Raw genomic sequence first — 16,625 nt, forward strand, 5'->3', positions numbered from 1 at the left:
ATGTTCGTTCATCCACAATTTGATCCGATTGCGATTTCCATAGGTCCGCTTGCTGTTCGCTGGTACGGGTTGATGTACCTGCTCGGGTTTTTCTTGTTCATTGTGCTCGGGCGCTATCGTATCCGGCATCAGCCCGGTTGTATCTTTACCCGGGAAATGCTGGATGATGCACTGTTTTTCGGCGTGCTGGGTGTCGTGCTAGGTGGTAGGCTGGGGCAGGTTTTATTTTATGAGCCAGGTTATTTTTTGCAGCATCCACTGGAGATTCTGGCAATCTGGCATGGCGGAATGTCTTTCCACGGCGGATTTCTCGGCGTTATTGTGGCTATGATATGGCTGGCACGCAAATACAGGCTGTCATGGTTGTCAGTCACTGATTTTATCGCACCACTGGTTCCGCTTGGCTTGGGTGCCGGACGTATTGGTAATTTCATCAACGGGGAATTATGGGGACGACCAACGGATGTGCCCTGGGGGATGATTTTCCCGTATGTAGACAATCTGCCACGTCATCCGTCTCAACTATATGAATTTGCATTGGAGGGGTTGGCATTTTTCATTCTGATGTGGCTTTATTCAGCCAAACCAAGACCACTGGGTGCTATCTCCGGAATGTTTATGATTGGTTATGGCGTTTTTCGCTCATTCTGCGAATTCTTTCGCGAACCGGATGACGGTTTTCTCGGCGTCATGACCCTGGGGATTAGTATGGGTCAGTGGTTATCACTGCCGATGATTGCAGCCGGTGTCGCACTGGTGTTCTGGGCATACCGGCATGACCAAAAGCCGGAAAAGATTGCCCAGGATTCGCAGAACAAACGCAAAAACCGGAGCTAACAGTCAAAATGGATTGGGATAGTCATGCCCTTTGATTTGCCGGTTGACCACAATCCCCGGCATCAACTTATTACCACAGAAGCAGGTAATTCCTGTCTGCAGCTTACCGGTAGCTATACCCTCGTTTCGCTTAACCCATCATTACCCGCAGTTGCAAGGGAGCTGGCGCAGCTGGCCAGTCAACCTGGCCTGTACTGGGATCTGACGAATATCCACCAGCTTGATTACGCGGGCGCCGTGATGTTGTGGCAGATTTGGGGCGAGCAGCGTCCTGATCATCTGCTGCTGCGCCCCGAGCAAGAACAAATGTTTCAGCGCTTGGAAAAAGTGGTATCGCTGCCTGAACCGACACAGCGCAAATGGTTTTTGCCTGTCTCCCTGCTCGGGCAACAGCTCCTCCGTTTTTTTGATCACCTCGCTGGCATGATTAGCCTTTCCGGCCAGATTGTGCTGGATATCGTTTACCTGATGACCCATCCAAGCAGGATTCCTGTGCGGGAAATTTCTGCGAATTTGTATCGTACTGGCGCGCAGGCACTTGGCATTACTGCCATCGTCGGATTTTTGATCGGTATTGTGCTGAGCTATCTTTCCTCTGAACAGCTACATATGCTTGGAGCGGATATCTACATTGTCAATATTCTCGGGATGAGTATCATCCGGGAGCTGGGTCCAATGCTGGCTGCCATATTGGTTGCCGGGCGCTCCGGTTCCGCCATGACTGCCCAGCTGGGGGTCATGCGTGTGACCGAAGAACTGGATGCACTGACGGTAATGGGTATTCCTCATAGCCTGCGACTAGTATTGTCCAAAATTATCGGTCTGAGTCTTGCTTTACCGCTGATCGTGCTCTGGACTAGCTCAGTTGCGCTGCTGGGCGGGCTTTTAGCGGCGGATCTGCAAGTGGGATTAAGTATTCGTTACGCGGTGACTACCTTGCCCGATGCGGTACCAATCGCTAATTTATGGTTAGGACTGGGCAAGGGAGTGGTCTGCGGCATGGCAATTGCCCTGATTGCCTGTCATTTCGGGCTGCGCATCAAACCGAATACCGAAAGCCTGGGAGAAGGCACTACCAATTCAGTGGTGACTTCGATTACTGCCGTGATCATCATTGATGCCATTTTTGCAGTGGCTTTTTCCAGTATCGGCATCAGGGTTGCAGGCTGATGACAACTGCTGAACCAGTTATCGAAATTGCCGGATTGACTACTCGCTTCGGCCAGAATGTCATTCATGAAAATATCAATCTGACTGTGCTCAAGGGAGAGGTGCTGGCACTGGTCGGTGGCTCTGGTAGCGGCAAAACCACTCTACTGCGCCAGATGCTTGGATTGATCACCCCCGCACAAGGCAGCGTCAAAGTATTAGGTGCGACGCGCTATGATTGCGGCCATGAAAAAGAAAGGGAGCTGCGCACTCGCTCGGGTGTCTTGTTTCAGCAGGGAGCGCTGTTTAGCGCTTTGACGGTCTTTGACAATATTGCTTTGCCCATGCGGGAGTTGCGTATATTGAGTGAAACCATGGTTCGCGATCTGGTCATGCTGAAGCTCGGTATGGTCGGGGTTGAGGCACAGCACGTTCACAAGATGCCGGCAGAATTATCAGGCGGAATGATCAAGCGGGTTGCTCTGGCGCGTGCATTGGCGCTGGATCCGGAGCTGTTATTTCTGGATGAACCAACTGCCGGCCTTGATCCCGCATTGAGTGAAAGTTTTGTTGAGCTGATACGCTCTTTGCGTGAAGAGCTGGCGCTGACGATTGTCATGGTCACACATGATCTGGATACACTGGTTGCAATTTCCGATCGAGTGGCTGTGCTGGCTAACCGGAGCATTGTCGCGCTGGGGCCGATACCGGATATTATTGCCAACGAGCGGCATCCGTTTATTAAAGATTTTTTTGGAGGGGCACGCGGGCGTAATGCATTACGCATTTTTCAGCAACTCTGATTTTGCTGCCAAATTATTTCACTTAAACCTCAAACCTCAAACCTCAAACCTCAAACCTCAAACCTCAAACCTCAAACCTCAAACCAAGGAAACTCCCATGCCCAATAGTACCCTGACACTTGCCCAGATGCTGATTGCACGTCGTTCCCTGACGCCGGATGATGACGGTTGCCAGAAAATTCTTGTTCACCGGCTGGCCGGACTGGGATTCAAAAGTGAAGCCATAAACTTTGGTGAGGTGGAGAATCTCTGGACGAGAAAAGGTATTGACGGGCCGCTGGTATGTTTTGTCGGGCATACGGATGTTGTGCCGACTGGGCCGGTCGCGCAGTGGGATAGCGATCCTTTTACACCAACAGTCCGCGATGGTTTTCTCTATGGCCGCGGTGCAGCAGATATGAAGTCCTCTATCGCTGCTTTTGTTACTGCGATTGAGGAATTTGTTGAGTTGCACCCGGATCACAAGGGTTCGATTGCGTTGCTGATTACCTCGGATGAAGAAGGGCCGGCGGTGGAGGGGACGGTTAAAGTCGTGGAAATCCTTCAGGCACGCGGAGAGGCGATTGATTATTGCATCGTGGGCGAACCCACCTGTACAGACTGGCTAGGGGACACTATTAAAAATGGGCGGCGCGGCAGTCTGTCAGGCAATCTGACGGTTAAAGGTATCCAGGGACACATTGCCTATCCTCATCTGGCCAGAAATCCAATTCACACTGCTGCACCTGCCATTGCGGAGCTTGCCCAAACCGTATGGGATGATGGCAATGAATATTTCCCTGCCACCACCTGGCATATTTCCAATATCCGTGGCGGCACCGGCGCAACCAACGTTATTCCGGGAGAAGTCAATCTGCTGTTCAATTTCCGTTTTTCTACCGCCAGTACGGTTGAATCACTCAAGACGCGCGTGCATGAGATTCTGGATCGGCATGGACTGGAGTATGAACTGGTCTGGGAGCTTTCCGGCAAGCCTTACCTGACGCCCAAGGGAATACTGGCCGATGCACTCAGTGCAGCCATTCGCGAAGTAACAGGCGTTGAGCCGGAACTTTCCACCTCGGGCGGTACTTCCGATGGTCGTTTTATCGCTGATATCTGTTCGCAGGTGGTCGAATTCGGACCACGCAATGCAACTATTCATAAGATTAATGAATCCGTGGAAGTTGCGGATATCGAGCGACTATCTCGTATATACCGGTTGACATTGGAGAAATTGTTACTGCAGGATTGACGGTATTGCTACGATCCTATTGTCTATTGTGGCTGTTTTTGCGAACACCAACAGGTACGGAGCAATCCAGTAGCAGTACTGGTAAAAAAGGCAGCCTGTTTGTTACTCCTTTCGAGTATTGGCTTTACAGACGGATGACAGTATCGCGTTCCTTGTGAAGGAATCGCTCATTCATTGCTTTTGAGTACCGTCTGTAAAACACAATATAACTATGTGGGATCAATCAGGCTGCATGCTTGGTTGGCTTTTTCCCGTGTAGCAGCTCAATCAGTTTCTCGCTTAACTGAAATTTGGCCGACTTTTTGTCAGCTTCCCCTATCTGGCTAATCAATCCGTGCGAGGTCAGCGCATCAAGCAGTGGCAGTAAATCGTTGTGATCATCAATAAAGTAGGCAAGGCAGGGTCCTTTACGATGGAATCCCCAGCGGTTCCAGTCCCACCAGTTTTTCTTTAACACATAAAATTCCCGATGAAACTTGAAATCCGGATTGTCCAAATCCTGTTTCATCTCGTTCAACAAGTGCTCATGTGCTTGCCATAATTGATCAAACAGATTCTGGGTATCGCTTGTGATAATCGCCCCTGTCGCTGCATCGGATGACTTTTGCAGGCCAGGTTTTAACAGAAAGGCGCTTATCAGATAAGTTGCGACAACACCCAGCAAAAATCCTGCCACCAGACTCAAAACGTCCATTTATCCCTCCATTGATATAGTTTGATCGCTAATTTTTATCAGGCAGTATAACAAGTAACGCAAAAATTCAGACGGGTGATGTTTGCGGTCGAGCTACTGCGACGGCATTTCAATTCCCTTGAGAAGCGCCTGAGTGTTTTTTGAGCGAACGCTGACATGATAAAGATTGATAACTCGCAGGATCAATTAATTTACAACCCAGGTATTCACTTGTACCAGGTTGGCATCGTCGGCGTGCTCAATCAGCATTTGGCGCACCCGTTCCTGCCATAACTCGCCAAAGCACTGCAATTCGGCAGAGCTGGCCTGTCCATTGACCGCCTTCGGAAGCAACTGGCGCATCTCGTTCGGCCAGGGCACGACGGAAGCATCGAGCACCACCTGTACTGCTGCGCCCGTATCCTTGCGGCGCAGGCCGATTTCGCCCTGTAAGGGCTGATCGAAATGCAGTAGATTATCACGCCCGAAACGCCCACCAATACCATGAAAGCCGGTTTCTGGTGCTGCGCCGGTAACAAGTTGCACCACAGTAGCCACGACGCCGGTAGTACCAGCATCACGTGCATCAGCCATGTAGACTTCAATTTCACCGCGTACCGGTAATTCATTCCCGTACAGCGCACGCAGACCATGTAGCGTCATCAACCAGGTACCAGCTACTGTCGGGCAGGAATGCCCTGCCAACCGTACCGCATCGGCATACCGGTATTCCATAATCCCGTCACGTGCTGTGCCGAGAAACTGTGCCAGCGGATCGCGTAGGGTTACAGCCGGCGCATCAGCAAAGAAATCCGGAAACCTTTCTTTATATATTGCTTTATCCATTACGAAAACTCCTTGTCCAAGATAACAGTCTTTTTTACAAAAAGACTTCTGCGTAATTCTGTAATTTTACAGTTGTGCAGGGGGGGTATGGGGAATGAACCGTGCGAAGCCAAGCATACAGCGTCTTGTCTTGGTGAGCTGACGTGCCATTGTGAGCAAACCAGCCTTTAACTGCGACTGCGCCCACAAGCATAATGCAGCGGAAAGCAGGTAGTGGCCAGGCTGACGTAGCAACCCAGTTCACTGCCCTTGCTTTTGCACACACCCAAGGAGTGAAGCAATCCAGTGAAGTGGTAGCGGTGGTAGTGGATCACCATAGCCTGACGGCTTCGTGATGACGAGGAAAACAAATACCGGCTTGTATGCCAATCTCAATCCCTTTGAAATCAGGGCATGGGTGTTTCTCAGCCGCAGGGCACGATGCATGGTCGTGCGATATGTCTCAATCCCTTTGAAATCAGGGCATGGGTGTTTCCTATTGAGGCTGTTTAATGCCACATCTGGATCATGTCTCAATCCCTTTGAAATCAGGGCATGGGTGTTTCTTTTCATGTCACTATCAAGCCAAACAACAACATCTGTCTCAATCCCTTTGAAATCAGGGCATGGGTGTTTCGTAGGTACAGGAGCAATACCTCCAGCGATAGCGTGTCTCAATCCCTTTGAAATCAGGGCATGGGTGTTTCGCTTAAGAAACTTATTAGTTGTCAAGACATACCTAGTCTCAATCCCTTTGAAATCAGGGCATGGGTGTTTCAAGAAGCACAGCCTAAGCCTATCACATTGGATTAGGTCTCAATCCCTTTGAAATCAGGGCATGGGTGTTTCAAATGCAAGCCGTTTTGTTGTGATGAAATACAACGTCTCAATCCCTTTGAAATCAGGGCATGGGTGTTTCGAAGAAATATTCGCAATTAATAAAGCGAAAGAGAGGTCTCAATCCCTTTGAAATCAGGGCATGGGTGTTTCACCATAAGAACGGTAGTAAATATGTAGAAATAGAGTCTCAATCCCTTTGAAATCAGGGCATGGGTGTTTCACGACATAGCAGCACACAAAAGCATCGATGAGATGTCTCAATCCCTTTGAAATCAGGGCATGGGTGTTTCTCAATGATGGGTAGAAGATAAAATGCAACAGTAAAGTCTCAATCCCTTTGAAATCAGGGCATGGGTGTTTCACCCAATTAACTTTTCAATAACAGAGAGAAAAAGTCTCAATCCCTTTGAAATCAGGGCATGGGTGTTTCGAGTTACTAGAGCTTGCTGCGGAAGCATGCGGCAGTCTCAATCCCTTTGAAATCAGGGCATGGGTGTTTCTGATTGCTGTCATTTTTCTCTTTATAATCAATCCACTGCACGGGGCAAAGAGGAAAAATAGCGGGATGCAGCAAGATGTCTCCTCCAAACAATAATTTCTTTCAAAAACGCTTCATTTTACCAGGCAGCTGGTGGCTATTTTTCCCTGGGCCACAATCTGTCATCTGCAGTGTTTTCAGCCACCAACAACCAGCAATTTCCAAGGGAACAGGCAGATATTACTGCTTTTTCTGTCCTTTCAGTTTGTAAAAGTATTGCCATTTTTCATCCATATTCGCGTGACCGGTCTTCGACCGAAATGAAATCGTATATCTCCATTCTGATCAAGGCAACACGTACTCTGACCGGCAAGCTTGCCGTCAGCTTGTCGGCCAGCAGCTAATACACAATGCACTCCGTTCTGCTTACCGGAGTAATTTTTATATGTTCGAGCTGGCACCAACTTGTCGCGTTAATCAGATTACTGAAAAAGCAGCGAAGGATATGGCGTATGTAACCAAGAGTACCTACACCAAGCTCTCTGGCGGATGGTTGCAACCAGAAGGCAGGGTATCCATAGACTGGATTTTTGATTTTATTTACGAAGAAAGCCTGGCTTCAATCCTGAATCAACCCGAAGCAGAGCGGTTGTATGTACAAAAATTGATGCTAGAGGGGAAGTATCGGTCCTTGCGTATCAAAAAACAAACATTCTCGCCTAAGTATGTTTTTAGTGTAGGCATGCCAAAATTCCATAAAACCAACGAGTGCCACTATCTCACTGTGGATTTCACCAATTATCTCGTTCCACCACAAATTAGCGCGCGTGGTGCGCAGGAAGTTAGAAAATTTCAGGCGTTTTGCGAGCAAACCAAGAAAGAGCTTAAGGGAAGGCCGGATGATGTCTTCTGGGCGCGCGTGGGTGCCAAGTTCCACATTCAAATTAACCCTCAATCGGTATGCTATGAAAACAGCGGAGTTCAGGGCGTATCGGCAATGACGATCGCAGAGCTGCAACAGCAGATTCGTAAAACTGTTGACGTATCTCTCGATATGCAAAATGGAGATGATGGCGCAGTCATCAAAAGAGTTCGCCACGCTCCACACATTCAAAAAGCACTTGCCTGCACAGCTGATCCTAAAAGGAGAGCGATTGTGGAACAGTTTTTCACGTTGAAACGGCAGTTGATCAACCTGCTGTTTGAGCTGTACCGGAAGCAGATGCGCGTAGTCAACCATGTGCTTCCCATTCATTTACTGCAGGCCAGTGGGCTCGAACCCTGCCGGAAATGTTGGGGTGAGCGAGAAGCAATCCAGAGATTCTCTCTGAAAAACGCAGACGATGGTCTTCCGCCAATCAAGGCAGAAATAGCCTGAAAATGTTCATTTACTGCCTGTAAACAGTATTTTTCCACCCTTTTGTTATTTCATTTCGCAGAAGTACTGCCATCTTTCGCCGGTATTCGTGTGATTAAACGGCCGGTCAGGGTGGAATCATCTATTCCTGTTCCAGTCAGCGGATGCAGGTTGTCAGGGATAGCATGTTTATCCTGCTTGGCAAGCTTGCCCCCGCACTTGTCAGTCAATGGACGATACACAATGCGCAATCGTCTTGTTTACCGGAATAATTTTTATATGTCACTTCTACATTCATCCTGTCGCGTAGCCTTTTCTGCCTTGTTACATGATCTTGGCAAGTTTCACGAAAGAACCGGTCAGCCGGTTAACGGTGATCTCGCTGCACTAACCACGCTCTATAAATATTCGCATGCTGCCCATACCGGGGGGATGTGGGATGTCGTGGAAAAGTTTGCTCCAGATCTTCTGCGCGGTGATGTCTCTCCTTTCTCTGGCCGTACCAGCGGTGTCGATATTACCGACAGCATGGCCAATGCTGCGGCTGCGCACCACAAACCGGGAACACTGCTGCAGTGGATCATTGCTACTGCTGATCGGGCTGCTTCAGGCTTCGAACGCAAAAAATTTGACGAATACAATGCCGATGCCGAAGGGGAAACGCCGCAGCATAAAAACCGTTTTCAGGCACGGATGATGAGCTTGTTCGAACAGATCAGAACCAATCCACAGGCCCCTGCCGGCCAGTTCGCGTATGCCTATCCTCTGCGGGCGCTCGGGCCGGAGGCCATTTTTCCCGATAAACGTGCTGCTGTTGAGCCGGACGGAGATAAATCGGCACAGGCTGAATATGCCGTATTGTGGGAGCAATTCATGCAAGCGCTGACATTTATTCCACAATCGCACCGCAGCAACTGGCCGCTATGGCTGGATCACTTTGATTCTGCCTGGCTGGCATACACACAGGCCATCCCTTCAGCGACTAATCGAGGGGTGGTACCAGATGTTTCCCTCTACGACCATAGTAAGGCAGTGGCTGCACTGGCAACTGCCTTGTGGCGCTGGCACGAGGAAACCGGTAATACCGGTGCCGATGCACTGGCAAAATTGAGTAATCCAGAACGCCCTGACTGGGATGAACAAAAATTGCTGCTGATCCAGGGGGATTTTTTCGGAATTCAGAACTTCATCTTTGCGCAGGGCGCACAAACCCAAAAATACGCCCACAAGCTGTTGCGTGGGCGCTCCTTTCAGGTGGCACTGCTAGCTGAAATGGCGACACTCAAATTGCTGGAGACCCTGCAACTGCCATCGACCAGCCAGATTATCAATGCGGCCGGTAAATTCCTGATCGTTGCACCCAATACACCCGCAGCGCGCGAGGCGGTGGAAACCTGTCGACACAGTTTTGATCAATGGTGTCTGCAGCATACTTATGGCGAGATTGGCGTAGGCATTGCCGCCACCCCTGCCAGTTGCAACGATCTGATCAGCAAACGTTTCAAGGCGCTCACGCAGCGATTGTTTGCCGAACTTGATATGGCCAAGCATCGACGTTTTGATCTATGTGGCGACACTGCAGCCGTGCGCACGGTATCTTTCGCCGACGGGCCTTGTGGTTATCACGGTCGATACCCGGCTGACCGCGCTGCCGAGGGAGAAAAACCAGCCTCCTGTGCACTGTCACGCGACCAGATCGCCATTGGCGAAGCGCTCACCAAACATGCACGACTGCTGGTATTAAACACAGCTGACAGCTTCAAAAAGCCACTCGATCTGGATTACTTCGGTTATCGCCTGATATTTGTCAATGAAGCGGATGCTTCCGGCCATTACGGCAAACTGGCCGAACAGGGGGAACTGGTACGCGCCTGGGATTTTGATCTGCCTGATAAGAATGGTACCTGCTTTCACGGTTATGCCCGACGTTTTGTTAACAGTTATGTGCCGATTTGGGACGAAAATGAGAAGAAAGATGATCCAGCTTATAAGCGTCTCAGTCAGGAAGATCTAGGCGATACTTCGCCAGGAAAACTCAAAACTCTTCACTCTATTGCTGCCGGCAGTAATAACGAAATCGCGCTGGTCACGCTCAAGGGCGATATCGACAACCTCGGGGCGCTATTTCAGAGCGGCCTTGCAGAACCGACTTTTGCGCGCTGGGCTTCACTCTCGCGTCAGGTCAACGCCTTTTTTGCGCTGTGGCTGCCGTGGTACTGCGCCCATGGCGAGAACAGACGCTTTCGCAACACTTACACGGTATTTGCCGGTGGTGACGATTTTTTTCTGATCGGCCCTTGGGAATCCACACTTGAACTGGCGGGTGCCATGCGCAAGGCATTCGCACGTTACATTGTGCGTGATGACATTACCTTTTCGCTGGGTGCTGTAATGACCCAACCAAAAATACCAGCACGCCAGCTAGCCGTTGCGGCTGAATCCGGTCTGAATGCCGCCAAACAGCACGATGGAAAGAATGCCGTCAGCTTGTGGGGCGTTACCGTTGGCTGGGCAGAATGGCGAACACTCATGAAGGAGCGTCGTGATGCACTGGAACGGTTGATCAGTGAAGCGGGGGGGTTATCCACCGGTTTTATTTACAACCTGCTGCTGTTATCCGACCAGGCGGAACGTGATGATCCCAAAAGAGATGATCGTCGCCCGGAAGATGCTTTGTGGCGCTCACGTCTGGCGTACCGCTGTGCACGATTGCCAAAAAATCAGCAAATGGTTGGTAAAGCACTCGCCCACGAATGCGGCGAAGCCTTGAAACAATATCGTGGTGCTTACCGTCTGCCAGTTTCGGTGCTGCTGTACCGTCAGCGACAATGACGACAAGCTTGCCATCTGGTGGCCAAACCAGGCAGCCATTTATTATTAACACCTATTATCGACAACATCCGGAGATCACAAAATGACACTTGATCTGAAAACCAGCCCACCCCCAGCCACGCTTTTTTCTGAAGATGCGGAAGCCATTGCAAAGCAGCTTGATAATGACACAAGCAAAAACAAATCAACTCAAATCCGGCGCTTTTATGATGAACTGGTCGGCTGGCAGGAACGCATCGGCACAGATGAACAAAAATTCAAGGATTATGAAGCGTTTATCCACATGCTTAATGCCAAGGCTGCCTATGCACAGGGCCGCAAACTGGTCACCCAGGAATTCGTTGAGTGGTTGAACAGTTGCATCAAACAGGTAACAGATACGCGTACATTGAATCATTTCCGGCTGCACTTTGAAGCCATGCTCGGATTTCTTAAGTTCTTCAAAAGAGATTAATTGTGCCCGTGACATCAACTTTCCAATTATTTGTCGCCTAAAGGAATCCATCATGCAACTGACTCAAATCCAGAAAATCATCGGTACCATTGTTCTTCAATCCGGCCTGCATATTGGTGCGGGCGACAGTGAAATGCGTATCGGGGGAACCGACAGCCCGGTAGTCAAGGACCCGCTTACTGGTCAGCCTTATATTCCCGGCTCCTCATTGAAAGGCAAAATCCGCAGTCTGCTGGAGTGGCGTCATGGCCTGGTGCTGGCAGCGGAAGGCAAGCCCTATTCGTTCAAACAGCTTGCCAAGGATGAAAACAATTCGGCCGGACGTGATGTCATCAAACTGTTTGGTGGTGCGCCTGACAACGCGGAAGAAAAGCTTGTTAACAGTATTGGTCCCACTCGCTTGGCTTTTTGGGATTGCCCGTTGAGCAACGATTGGAAAATAGAAGAAGTCGATTCCCGGAACTTGCTGATTACCGAAGTCAAGTCGGAGAACTCCATCAAGCGTATTGCTGGTACAGCTGAAAGTCCGCGCTTTATCGAACGGGTAATTGCTGGTGCACGCTTTGATTTCACCCTGACGCTCAAGGTATTGGCGGGTGATGATCTGCTTGATACCGTGCTACTTGGTCTGCGACTGCTGGAACTGGATAGCCTCGGCGGGTCCGGCTCGCGCGGCTACGGCAAGATCAAATTTGCGGCGCTGAAGCTCGACGGTACAGATTTGATGGAACAGTTCCGCGCCATCACCCCATTCAATCAAACGGCTTGAAACAATGACTCCACTGCGTGTAACTCTTCGGCTGCGTTCGCCACTGGGTACTCCGTTGGCGGGTGATACCTTGTTTGGCCAGCTTTGCCATGCTGTCCGCGAAATGCTCGGAGAAGAAAAACTTGAAACCCTGCTCGATGGCTACACCGCCGGCAGCCCCTGGCTGGTAGTTTCTGATGGCTTCCCGAGTGGCTATCTGCCGCGCCCCACCGTTCCGGCTGCATTACAGGCAAACAACGAGGAAGACCCGGCAAAACGTAAGGAAGCCAAGGGCAAACGCTGGATTCCACATGATAAGGTACATTTGCCGCTGCGTCAGCTACTGGATATCGCTGCCTCTGATGAAGATGTTTACGGTAAAGAGGTTTGCGGTAAACAGAACAAGCCGATCCAGGCGGCTGCATTTCACAACACGCTTAACCGGCTGACCGGCACAACGGGCACAGGTGAATTTGCACCCTACACCCAGTCGCAAATTTTTTATCAGCCGGATCAGCGCATGGATTTGTGGTGTGTGCTTGATGAAGATCGCCTGCCATGCGCAACACTGCTCCAGTTGCTTGAATATATTGGCAATGTTGGCTACGGCCGTGATGCCAGCATTGGCCTGGGTAAATTCGCTGTGGAACAGATAGAAGAAGCGACATTATTCAAACAAACGTACCCAGATGCCAATGCGTACTGGACACTGGCACCCTGTGCACCGCAAGGGCAGGGTTTCGATATCACGCGCAGTTACTGGCAGGTGCTGACCCGCTTTGGCCGGCATGGCGGCACGCTGGCACTGAGCGCCAATCCATTCAAGCAACCGTTGCTGCTGGCGGCAACCGGTGCCATTTTTACGCCTGCAGGCAACATGGCGCAAACCTATTTCATTGGCAATGGCCTGACAAAGGTATCGCTGATGCAAACGGCAGCAGTCCATCAGGGTTATGCACCGGTACTGGGAATTTGTATGGAGGCTATCTGATGAAGTTTCTGGATACGCAAGAACTGGTTGTGAGTACCTTGTCACCAGTGCACATTGGTTGCGGCGAAGACTATGAGCCTACCGAATATGTGGTTGATACATCTGGCGTACTACATCGATTCGATGCAGGCATACTGCCTGATTTAAGTGATGCGGGTATTTCCAGCGATATTCTCACCATATTATCCAATGGCGAGGCGCACACGGAACAATTGCGTGCAGTACATAAAGTGCTCAGTAAGTATCGCGACAAAATCATTCCACTAGCCAGCGTCCACGTTTCGATGTGTACTGGTGTGCATGCGCACTATAAAAGTACGCAGGATAAAAAAAATGATTTCAACCGGAATGGTGTCGAGCGAACTTCGTATCAACCGTTCAATCAGTTGCCTTATCTTCCGGGTAGCAGCATCAAGGGTGCTATCCGGACAGCTATTCTCAACGAGCACATCGCAGGTAATAACCCGTGTTCGACGGTGCTCATGAGGCAGATTCAAGATTTCAACACCATGATCGAGGAGTACGACCCTGGTAATGGCAAATTGCTGTTACGGCTGAAGCTCCAACACACGAAGTGGGATTACGATCGGGCACGTAAAAACATTGAGAAAGCCATTGCAGATGTTTCATCTGCTCTTGGTACTGATTTGCTCGGCGGTAAATTTGAAACCGATCCGCTGCGCGCCCTCAAAGTGAGTGACGCTGCCCCACTTGATATTGAAATTGAGCGCGAGATTCGCTTTTGTCTTAATCGCAGCCGATCCGGCCGTCGCAGTCAGGCGCAGGTAAAGAATCTCTATACTCGCCTGGAATACATTCTTGAACACCAACCCGCCGCCTTCAGTTTATCTCTGACATTGCAAAATCTTCATGAGATCGCGGGGAGGCGCAACCATCGCAATGAACTCATAAGCCCTTCAGCCGATAAATTGTTGTCATGGACAGGTATCGTCAAGGCATGTAACAGCTACTATCTAAATCGGTTGGACGATGACCTCGCTATGCTTGGGAAGCTCTATCCGACATCAGAATGGAGAAAACAGACTCAAAGCATCCTTGATGCTGGTTTGCGTGACCAAATTAAAACCGGCAATTGCCTTTTGCTGCGAATCGGCAAACATGGTGGCGCAAACAGCAAAACTGTTAGTGGCCGCCAAATCAAGATCATGCTCAATGAGGATAAGCGCGGGGCCAATGGCAAAGAAGAAAAGATACGTCTTTATACGTTCGATGACGAATCCAGAACCATCTGGTATTGCGGTGACGATCTGGACAAGCCATCTGATCTTTTGCCACACGGCTGGATCATCCTGAGTAACCTGGATCAGATTTGGCATGCTGATCTACCCGGTTTTGAGCGACGTTGCGCCAGACAACAAACGGCTGCCGAGAGTGCCCGCCGCCAGGCAGAAGCAGCCGCTGCCGAACAAGCTAAAGCTGCAGCGCAGGTTGCCCGTGAAGCTGCGTTGGCAGCCATGACGGAGAATCAGCGTCGTATCGAAGCGTTTTCATCGATGTGCGCCCGGCGCGCAGAACAGCTCCGGGGTGGCAAGGAGAATCCCAATGCTGCCATTCACACAGCTGCACGAGAATTGGTAAAAGCTGCGCTGGAAGGTGCGGACTGGACAATCGACGAGAAATGCGCTGTTGCTGATGCGATCGAAGAATGGTTGCCCAAACTGGTCAAGGTGGAACTTAAGGAGGAACGTAAAAAGCTGAAGTTGTCAGCCTTACGCCTCTAAATGAACCTATCCGATCGGAATTATGAATACACATTACCTGACTGAACCTGCCTCTCCTGTCCTGTCGTTGGGGCGTTACCGCCTTGACTGGCGAGTAACTCGTTCGATTCGATTGCCGGATTATGCCGGTTCCATGTTACGCGGTGCATTTGGACATGCTCTGCGCAGCATAGGCTGTATCACACGCGAGAAAGATTGTGCAACCTGCCCGTTACGGCGCGATTGCCCCTATACCCTGCTGTTCGAGTCGGTTCCGCCGGAACATCACCCATTGCAGGATTTCAGCAGGATTCCGGCTCCTTATATCATCGAGCCCCCCGAGTGGGGCGCGCGCGTGCTGCACCCCGGGGATACGCTGACTTTCCATTTTACGCTGGTTGGTCGTGCCGTGGAGGAACTGCCCATTGCCATCCTTGCCTGGCGGCGGGCACTGGCGCGCGGGATTGGCTCAAGCAATGGGCAAGCAGAGCTGATGGGTATCTGGCTGGAACGACCGGAATCTTCGCTGGCCATTTACACACCGGAAAATGGCAGCATTCAGAAACATGACACACGATTGGCTTGCCCACCTTTGCCCGGCGACAGCGTGCGCCTGCATCTTGTCACCCCGCTGCGTCTGCAAAATAACGGAGTTCCCCTTAAGGCGCAAACCATTACTGAGCGTGCTTTGTTGATGGCGCTGGTGCGACGGCTTGCACTAATGAGCGAATTTCATGGCGAGCTTGCCTGGCAACCGGATTTTCACCATCTGGGTGAACTGGCCAGCAGCATCCAGGGTAACCGACAACTTTCCTGGCGCGACTGGAAGCGTTATTCCAGCCGTCAACAACAGGAAATGGCACTGGGTGGCGTTACCGGTCGCTGGAATTTGCACGGCAAGCTATCTGCATTCTGGCCGGCATTATGGTTCGGGCAATGGCTGCATGCCGGTAAAAACGCCAGCTTCGGGCTGGGCCACTATCAAATTTGTGTTGCATGACCATCTGGCTTGTTACCCGCCACCCCGGCGCAATCGAATGGGCTGCTCGCCAGGGTATCCAATGGGATAAACATGCTGCCCACCTTGATCCGTGTGAAATCACTGCGGGCGATACCGTCATTGGCTCGCTGCCGATCAATCTTGCCGCAGAAATCTGCAATCGCGGCGCACGTTACTTCAATCTTTCGCTTAATCTGCCGGCTCATCTGCGCGGCCAGGAGCTGGATGCCGCAATCCTAACGGCGTGCGAAGCAAGGCTGGAAGAATATATCGTAAAAAAGGCAAATTCATGACTACCCTCATCAGCTTCCTCGGCAAAGGAATTGCCGATAAAACCACTGGCTATCGCACTGCAACCTACCATTTCGATGATGGCAGTAAACGTACTACTTGTTTAGTCCCACGGTGTGCTGGTGTAACATATAACCAGCTACGGAGGGATGATTTATGGGACAGATATTACACGGAAGCGCCCGCACGACAGCGGCGGTGCGTCGAGCGATACAAAATAGTCAAGAGAGTCTGAATGTTCTGGCCAAGCGGCATGGGATTAATCCAAAAACGGTAGCGAAGTGGCGGAAGCGGGAATTCACCCACGATGCACCGATGGGCCCCAAAGAGTCGCACTCGACTGTTTTAAGTCTGGAAGAAGAAGCCGCTGTTGTGGCGTTTCGCAAACATAC

At 50.6% G+C, this 16,625-nt stretch carries 17 protein-coding genes, 1 pseudogene and 1 CRISPR repeat array; of the genes and pseudogenes, 15 read left to right on the forward strand and 3 right to left on the reverse strand.

Going from position 1 to position 16,625, the window contains the following annotated elements; all coding sequences use genetic code 11:
• The 4 genes from lgt to dapE all read left to right on the forward strand — a co-directional run bounded on the left by lgt (position 1) and on the right by dapE (position 4,023).
• The gene (gene lgt, locus ABF86_RS01820) at positions 1-837 is read left to right on the forward strand and encodes a prolipoprotein diacylglyceryl transferase (protein WP_074456328.1); all 837 of its coding nucleotides are present in this window, start codon (positions 1-3) and stop codon (positions 835-837) included.
• A 24-nt stretch (positions 838-861) separates the two neighbouring features.
• Positions 862-2,007 (forward strand): ABC transporter permease, encoded by a 1,146-nt coding sequence (locus ABF86_RS01825; RefSeq protein ID WP_074456327.1) that lies wholly within the window; start codon positions 862-864, stop codon positions 2,005-2,007.
• Positions 2,007-2,789 carry an ATP-binding cassette domain-containing protein gene (locus tag ABF86_RS01830; RefSeq protein ID WP_074456326.1) on the forward strand — a complete coding sequence of 261 codons (783 nt, stop codon included), beginning with the start codon at positions 2,007-2,009 and terminating at the stop codon, positions 2,787-2,789. The genes ABF86_RS01825 and ABF86_RS01830 overlap by 1 nt, the downstream gene beginning before the upstream one ends.
• Before the next feature lie 97 nt (positions 2,790-2,886).
• Positions 2,887-4,023 (forward strand): succinyl-diaminopimelate desuccinylase, encoded by a 1,137-nt coding sequence (dapE, locus tag ABF86_RS01835; RefSeq protein WP_074456325.1) that lies wholly within the window; start codon positions 2,887-2,889, stop codon positions 4,021-4,023.
• 223 nt (positions 4,024-4,246) lie between these two features.
• Here the strand turns inward: dapE and ABF86_RS01840 are convergent, their stop codons facing one another.
• Both ABF86_RS01840 and ABF86_RS01845 read right to left on the reverse strand, forming a co-directional pair.
• Positions 4,247-4,717: a hypothetical protein gene (locus ABF86_RS01840; protein WP_074456324.1), complete on the reverse strand. Its 471-nt coding sequence runs from the start codon at positions 4,715-4,717 to the stop codon at positions 4,247-4,249.
• A gap of 186 nt (positions 4,718-4,903) precedes the next feature.
• On the reverse strand, positions 4,904-5,542 hold the full coding sequence (locus tag ABF86_RS01845; RefSeq protein ID WP_193565656.1) for a hypothetical protein: 639 nt from the start codon (positions 5,540-5,542) through the stop codon (positions 4,904-4,906).
• Between the two features lie 194 nt (positions 5,543-5,736).
• On the opposite strand from ABF86_RS01845, the gene ABF86_RS01850 reads away from it, so the two are divergent.
• From ABF86_RS01850 to ABF86_RS01855, 3 genes are all read left to right on the forward strand, one after another.
• Positions 5,737-5,877 (forward strand): hypothetical protein, encoded by a 141-nt coding sequence (locus ABF86_RS01850; protein WP_160803436.1) that lies wholly within the window; start codon positions 5,737-5,739, stop codon positions 5,875-5,877.
• Positions 5,878-5,910: 33 nt separating this feature from the next.
• A CRISPR array of direct repeats spans positions 5,911-6,861; the repeat unit is 36 nt; unit sequence GTCTCAATCCCTTTGAAATCAGGGCATGGGTGTTTC.
• Between the two features lie 169 nt (positions 6,862-7,030).
• Complete coding sequence (locus ABF86_RS12520) at positions 7,031-7,243, forward strand: hypothetical protein (RefSeq protein ID WP_041353577.1); 213 nt, start codon at positions 7,031-7,033, stop codon at positions 7,241-7,243.
• 41 nt (positions 7,244-7,284) lie between these two features.
• The gene (locus ABF86_RS01855; RefSeq protein WP_074456388.1) at positions 7,285-8,217 is read left to right on the forward strand and encodes a hypothetical protein; all 933 of its coding nucleotides are present in this window, start codon (positions 7,285-7,287) and stop codon (positions 8,215-8,217) included.
• A gap of 50 nt (positions 8,218-8,267) precedes the next feature.
• On the opposite strand, the gene ABF86_RS01860 is transcribed toward ABF86_RS01855, so the two are convergent.
• Entirely contained in the window at positions 8,268-8,438 is a 171-nt protein-coding gene (locus ABF86_RS01860; protein ID WP_160803437.1) for a hypothetical protein, read from the reverse strand.
• Positions 8,439-8,475: 37 nt separating this feature from the next.
• Between ABF86_RS01860 and cas10 the strand changes: the two genes are divergently transcribed.
• The 8 genes and pseudogenes from cas10 to ABF86_RS01900 form a co-directional block, all read left to right on the forward strand.
• Positions 8,476-11,028, forward strand: a complete 2,553-nt coding sequence (cas10, locus tag ABF86_RS01865) for a type III-A CRISPR-associated protein Cas10/Csm1 (RefSeq protein ID WP_083341468.1) — start codon at positions 8,476-8,478, stop codon at positions 11,026-11,028.
• An 82-nt stretch (positions 11,029-11,110) separates the two neighbouring features.
• The gene (gene csm2 / locus ABF86_RS01870; protein WP_074685611.1) at positions 11,111-11,482 is read left to right on the forward strand and encodes a type III-A CRISPR-associated protein Csm2; all 372 of its coding nucleotides are present in this window, start codon (positions 11,111-11,113) and stop codon (positions 11,480-11,482) included.
• A gap of 52 nt (positions 11,483-11,534) precedes the next feature.
• A complete protein-coding gene (csm3, locus tag ABF86_RS01875) occupies positions 11,535-12,251 on the forward strand; it encodes a type III-A CRISPR-associated RAMP protein Csm3 (RefSeq protein WP_074685609.1) in 717 nt (238 codons plus the stop codon).
• Between the two features lie 4 nt (positions 12,252-12,255).
• Complete coding sequence (locus ABF86_RS01880; RefSeq protein WP_074685607.1) at positions 12,256-13,221, forward strand: hypothetical protein; 966 nt, start codon at positions 12,256-12,258, stop codon at positions 13,219-13,221.
• Entirely contained in the window at positions 13,221-14,963 is a 1,743-nt protein-coding gene (csm5, locus tag ABF86_RS01885) for a type III-A CRISPR-associated RAMP protein Csm5 (protein WP_074685605.1), read from the forward strand. Before ABF86_RS01880 ends, csm5 begins: the two co-directional genes overlap by 1 nt.
• A gap of 22 nt (positions 14,964-14,985) precedes the next feature.
• Positions 14,986-15,942, forward strand: coding sequence for a CRISPR system precrRNA processing endoribonuclease RAMP protein Cas6 (gene cas6, locus ABF86_RS01890; RefSeq protein ID WP_011635230.1), 957 nt, complete (start codon positions 14,986-14,988; stop codon positions 15,940-15,942).
• Complete coding sequence (csx16, locus tag ABF86_RS01895) at positions 15,939-16,235, forward strand: CRISPR-associated protein Csx16 (protein ID WP_011635231.1); 297 nt, start codon at positions 15,939-15,941, stop codon at positions 16,233-16,235. Before cas6 ends, csx16 begins: the two co-directional genes overlap by 4 nt.
• A gap of 154 nt (positions 16,236-16,389) precedes the next feature.
• Positions 16,390-16,625, forward strand: a pseudogene (locus ABF86_RS01900) (IS481 family transposase); the annotation flags it as partial.

The sequence above is a fragment of the Nitrosomonas sp. GH22 genome, from assembly GCF_009833115.1.
Taxonomy (GTDB): Bacteria; Pseudomonadota; Gammaproteobacteria; order Burkholderiales; family Nitrosomonadaceae; genus Nitrosomonas; species Nitrosomonas eutropha.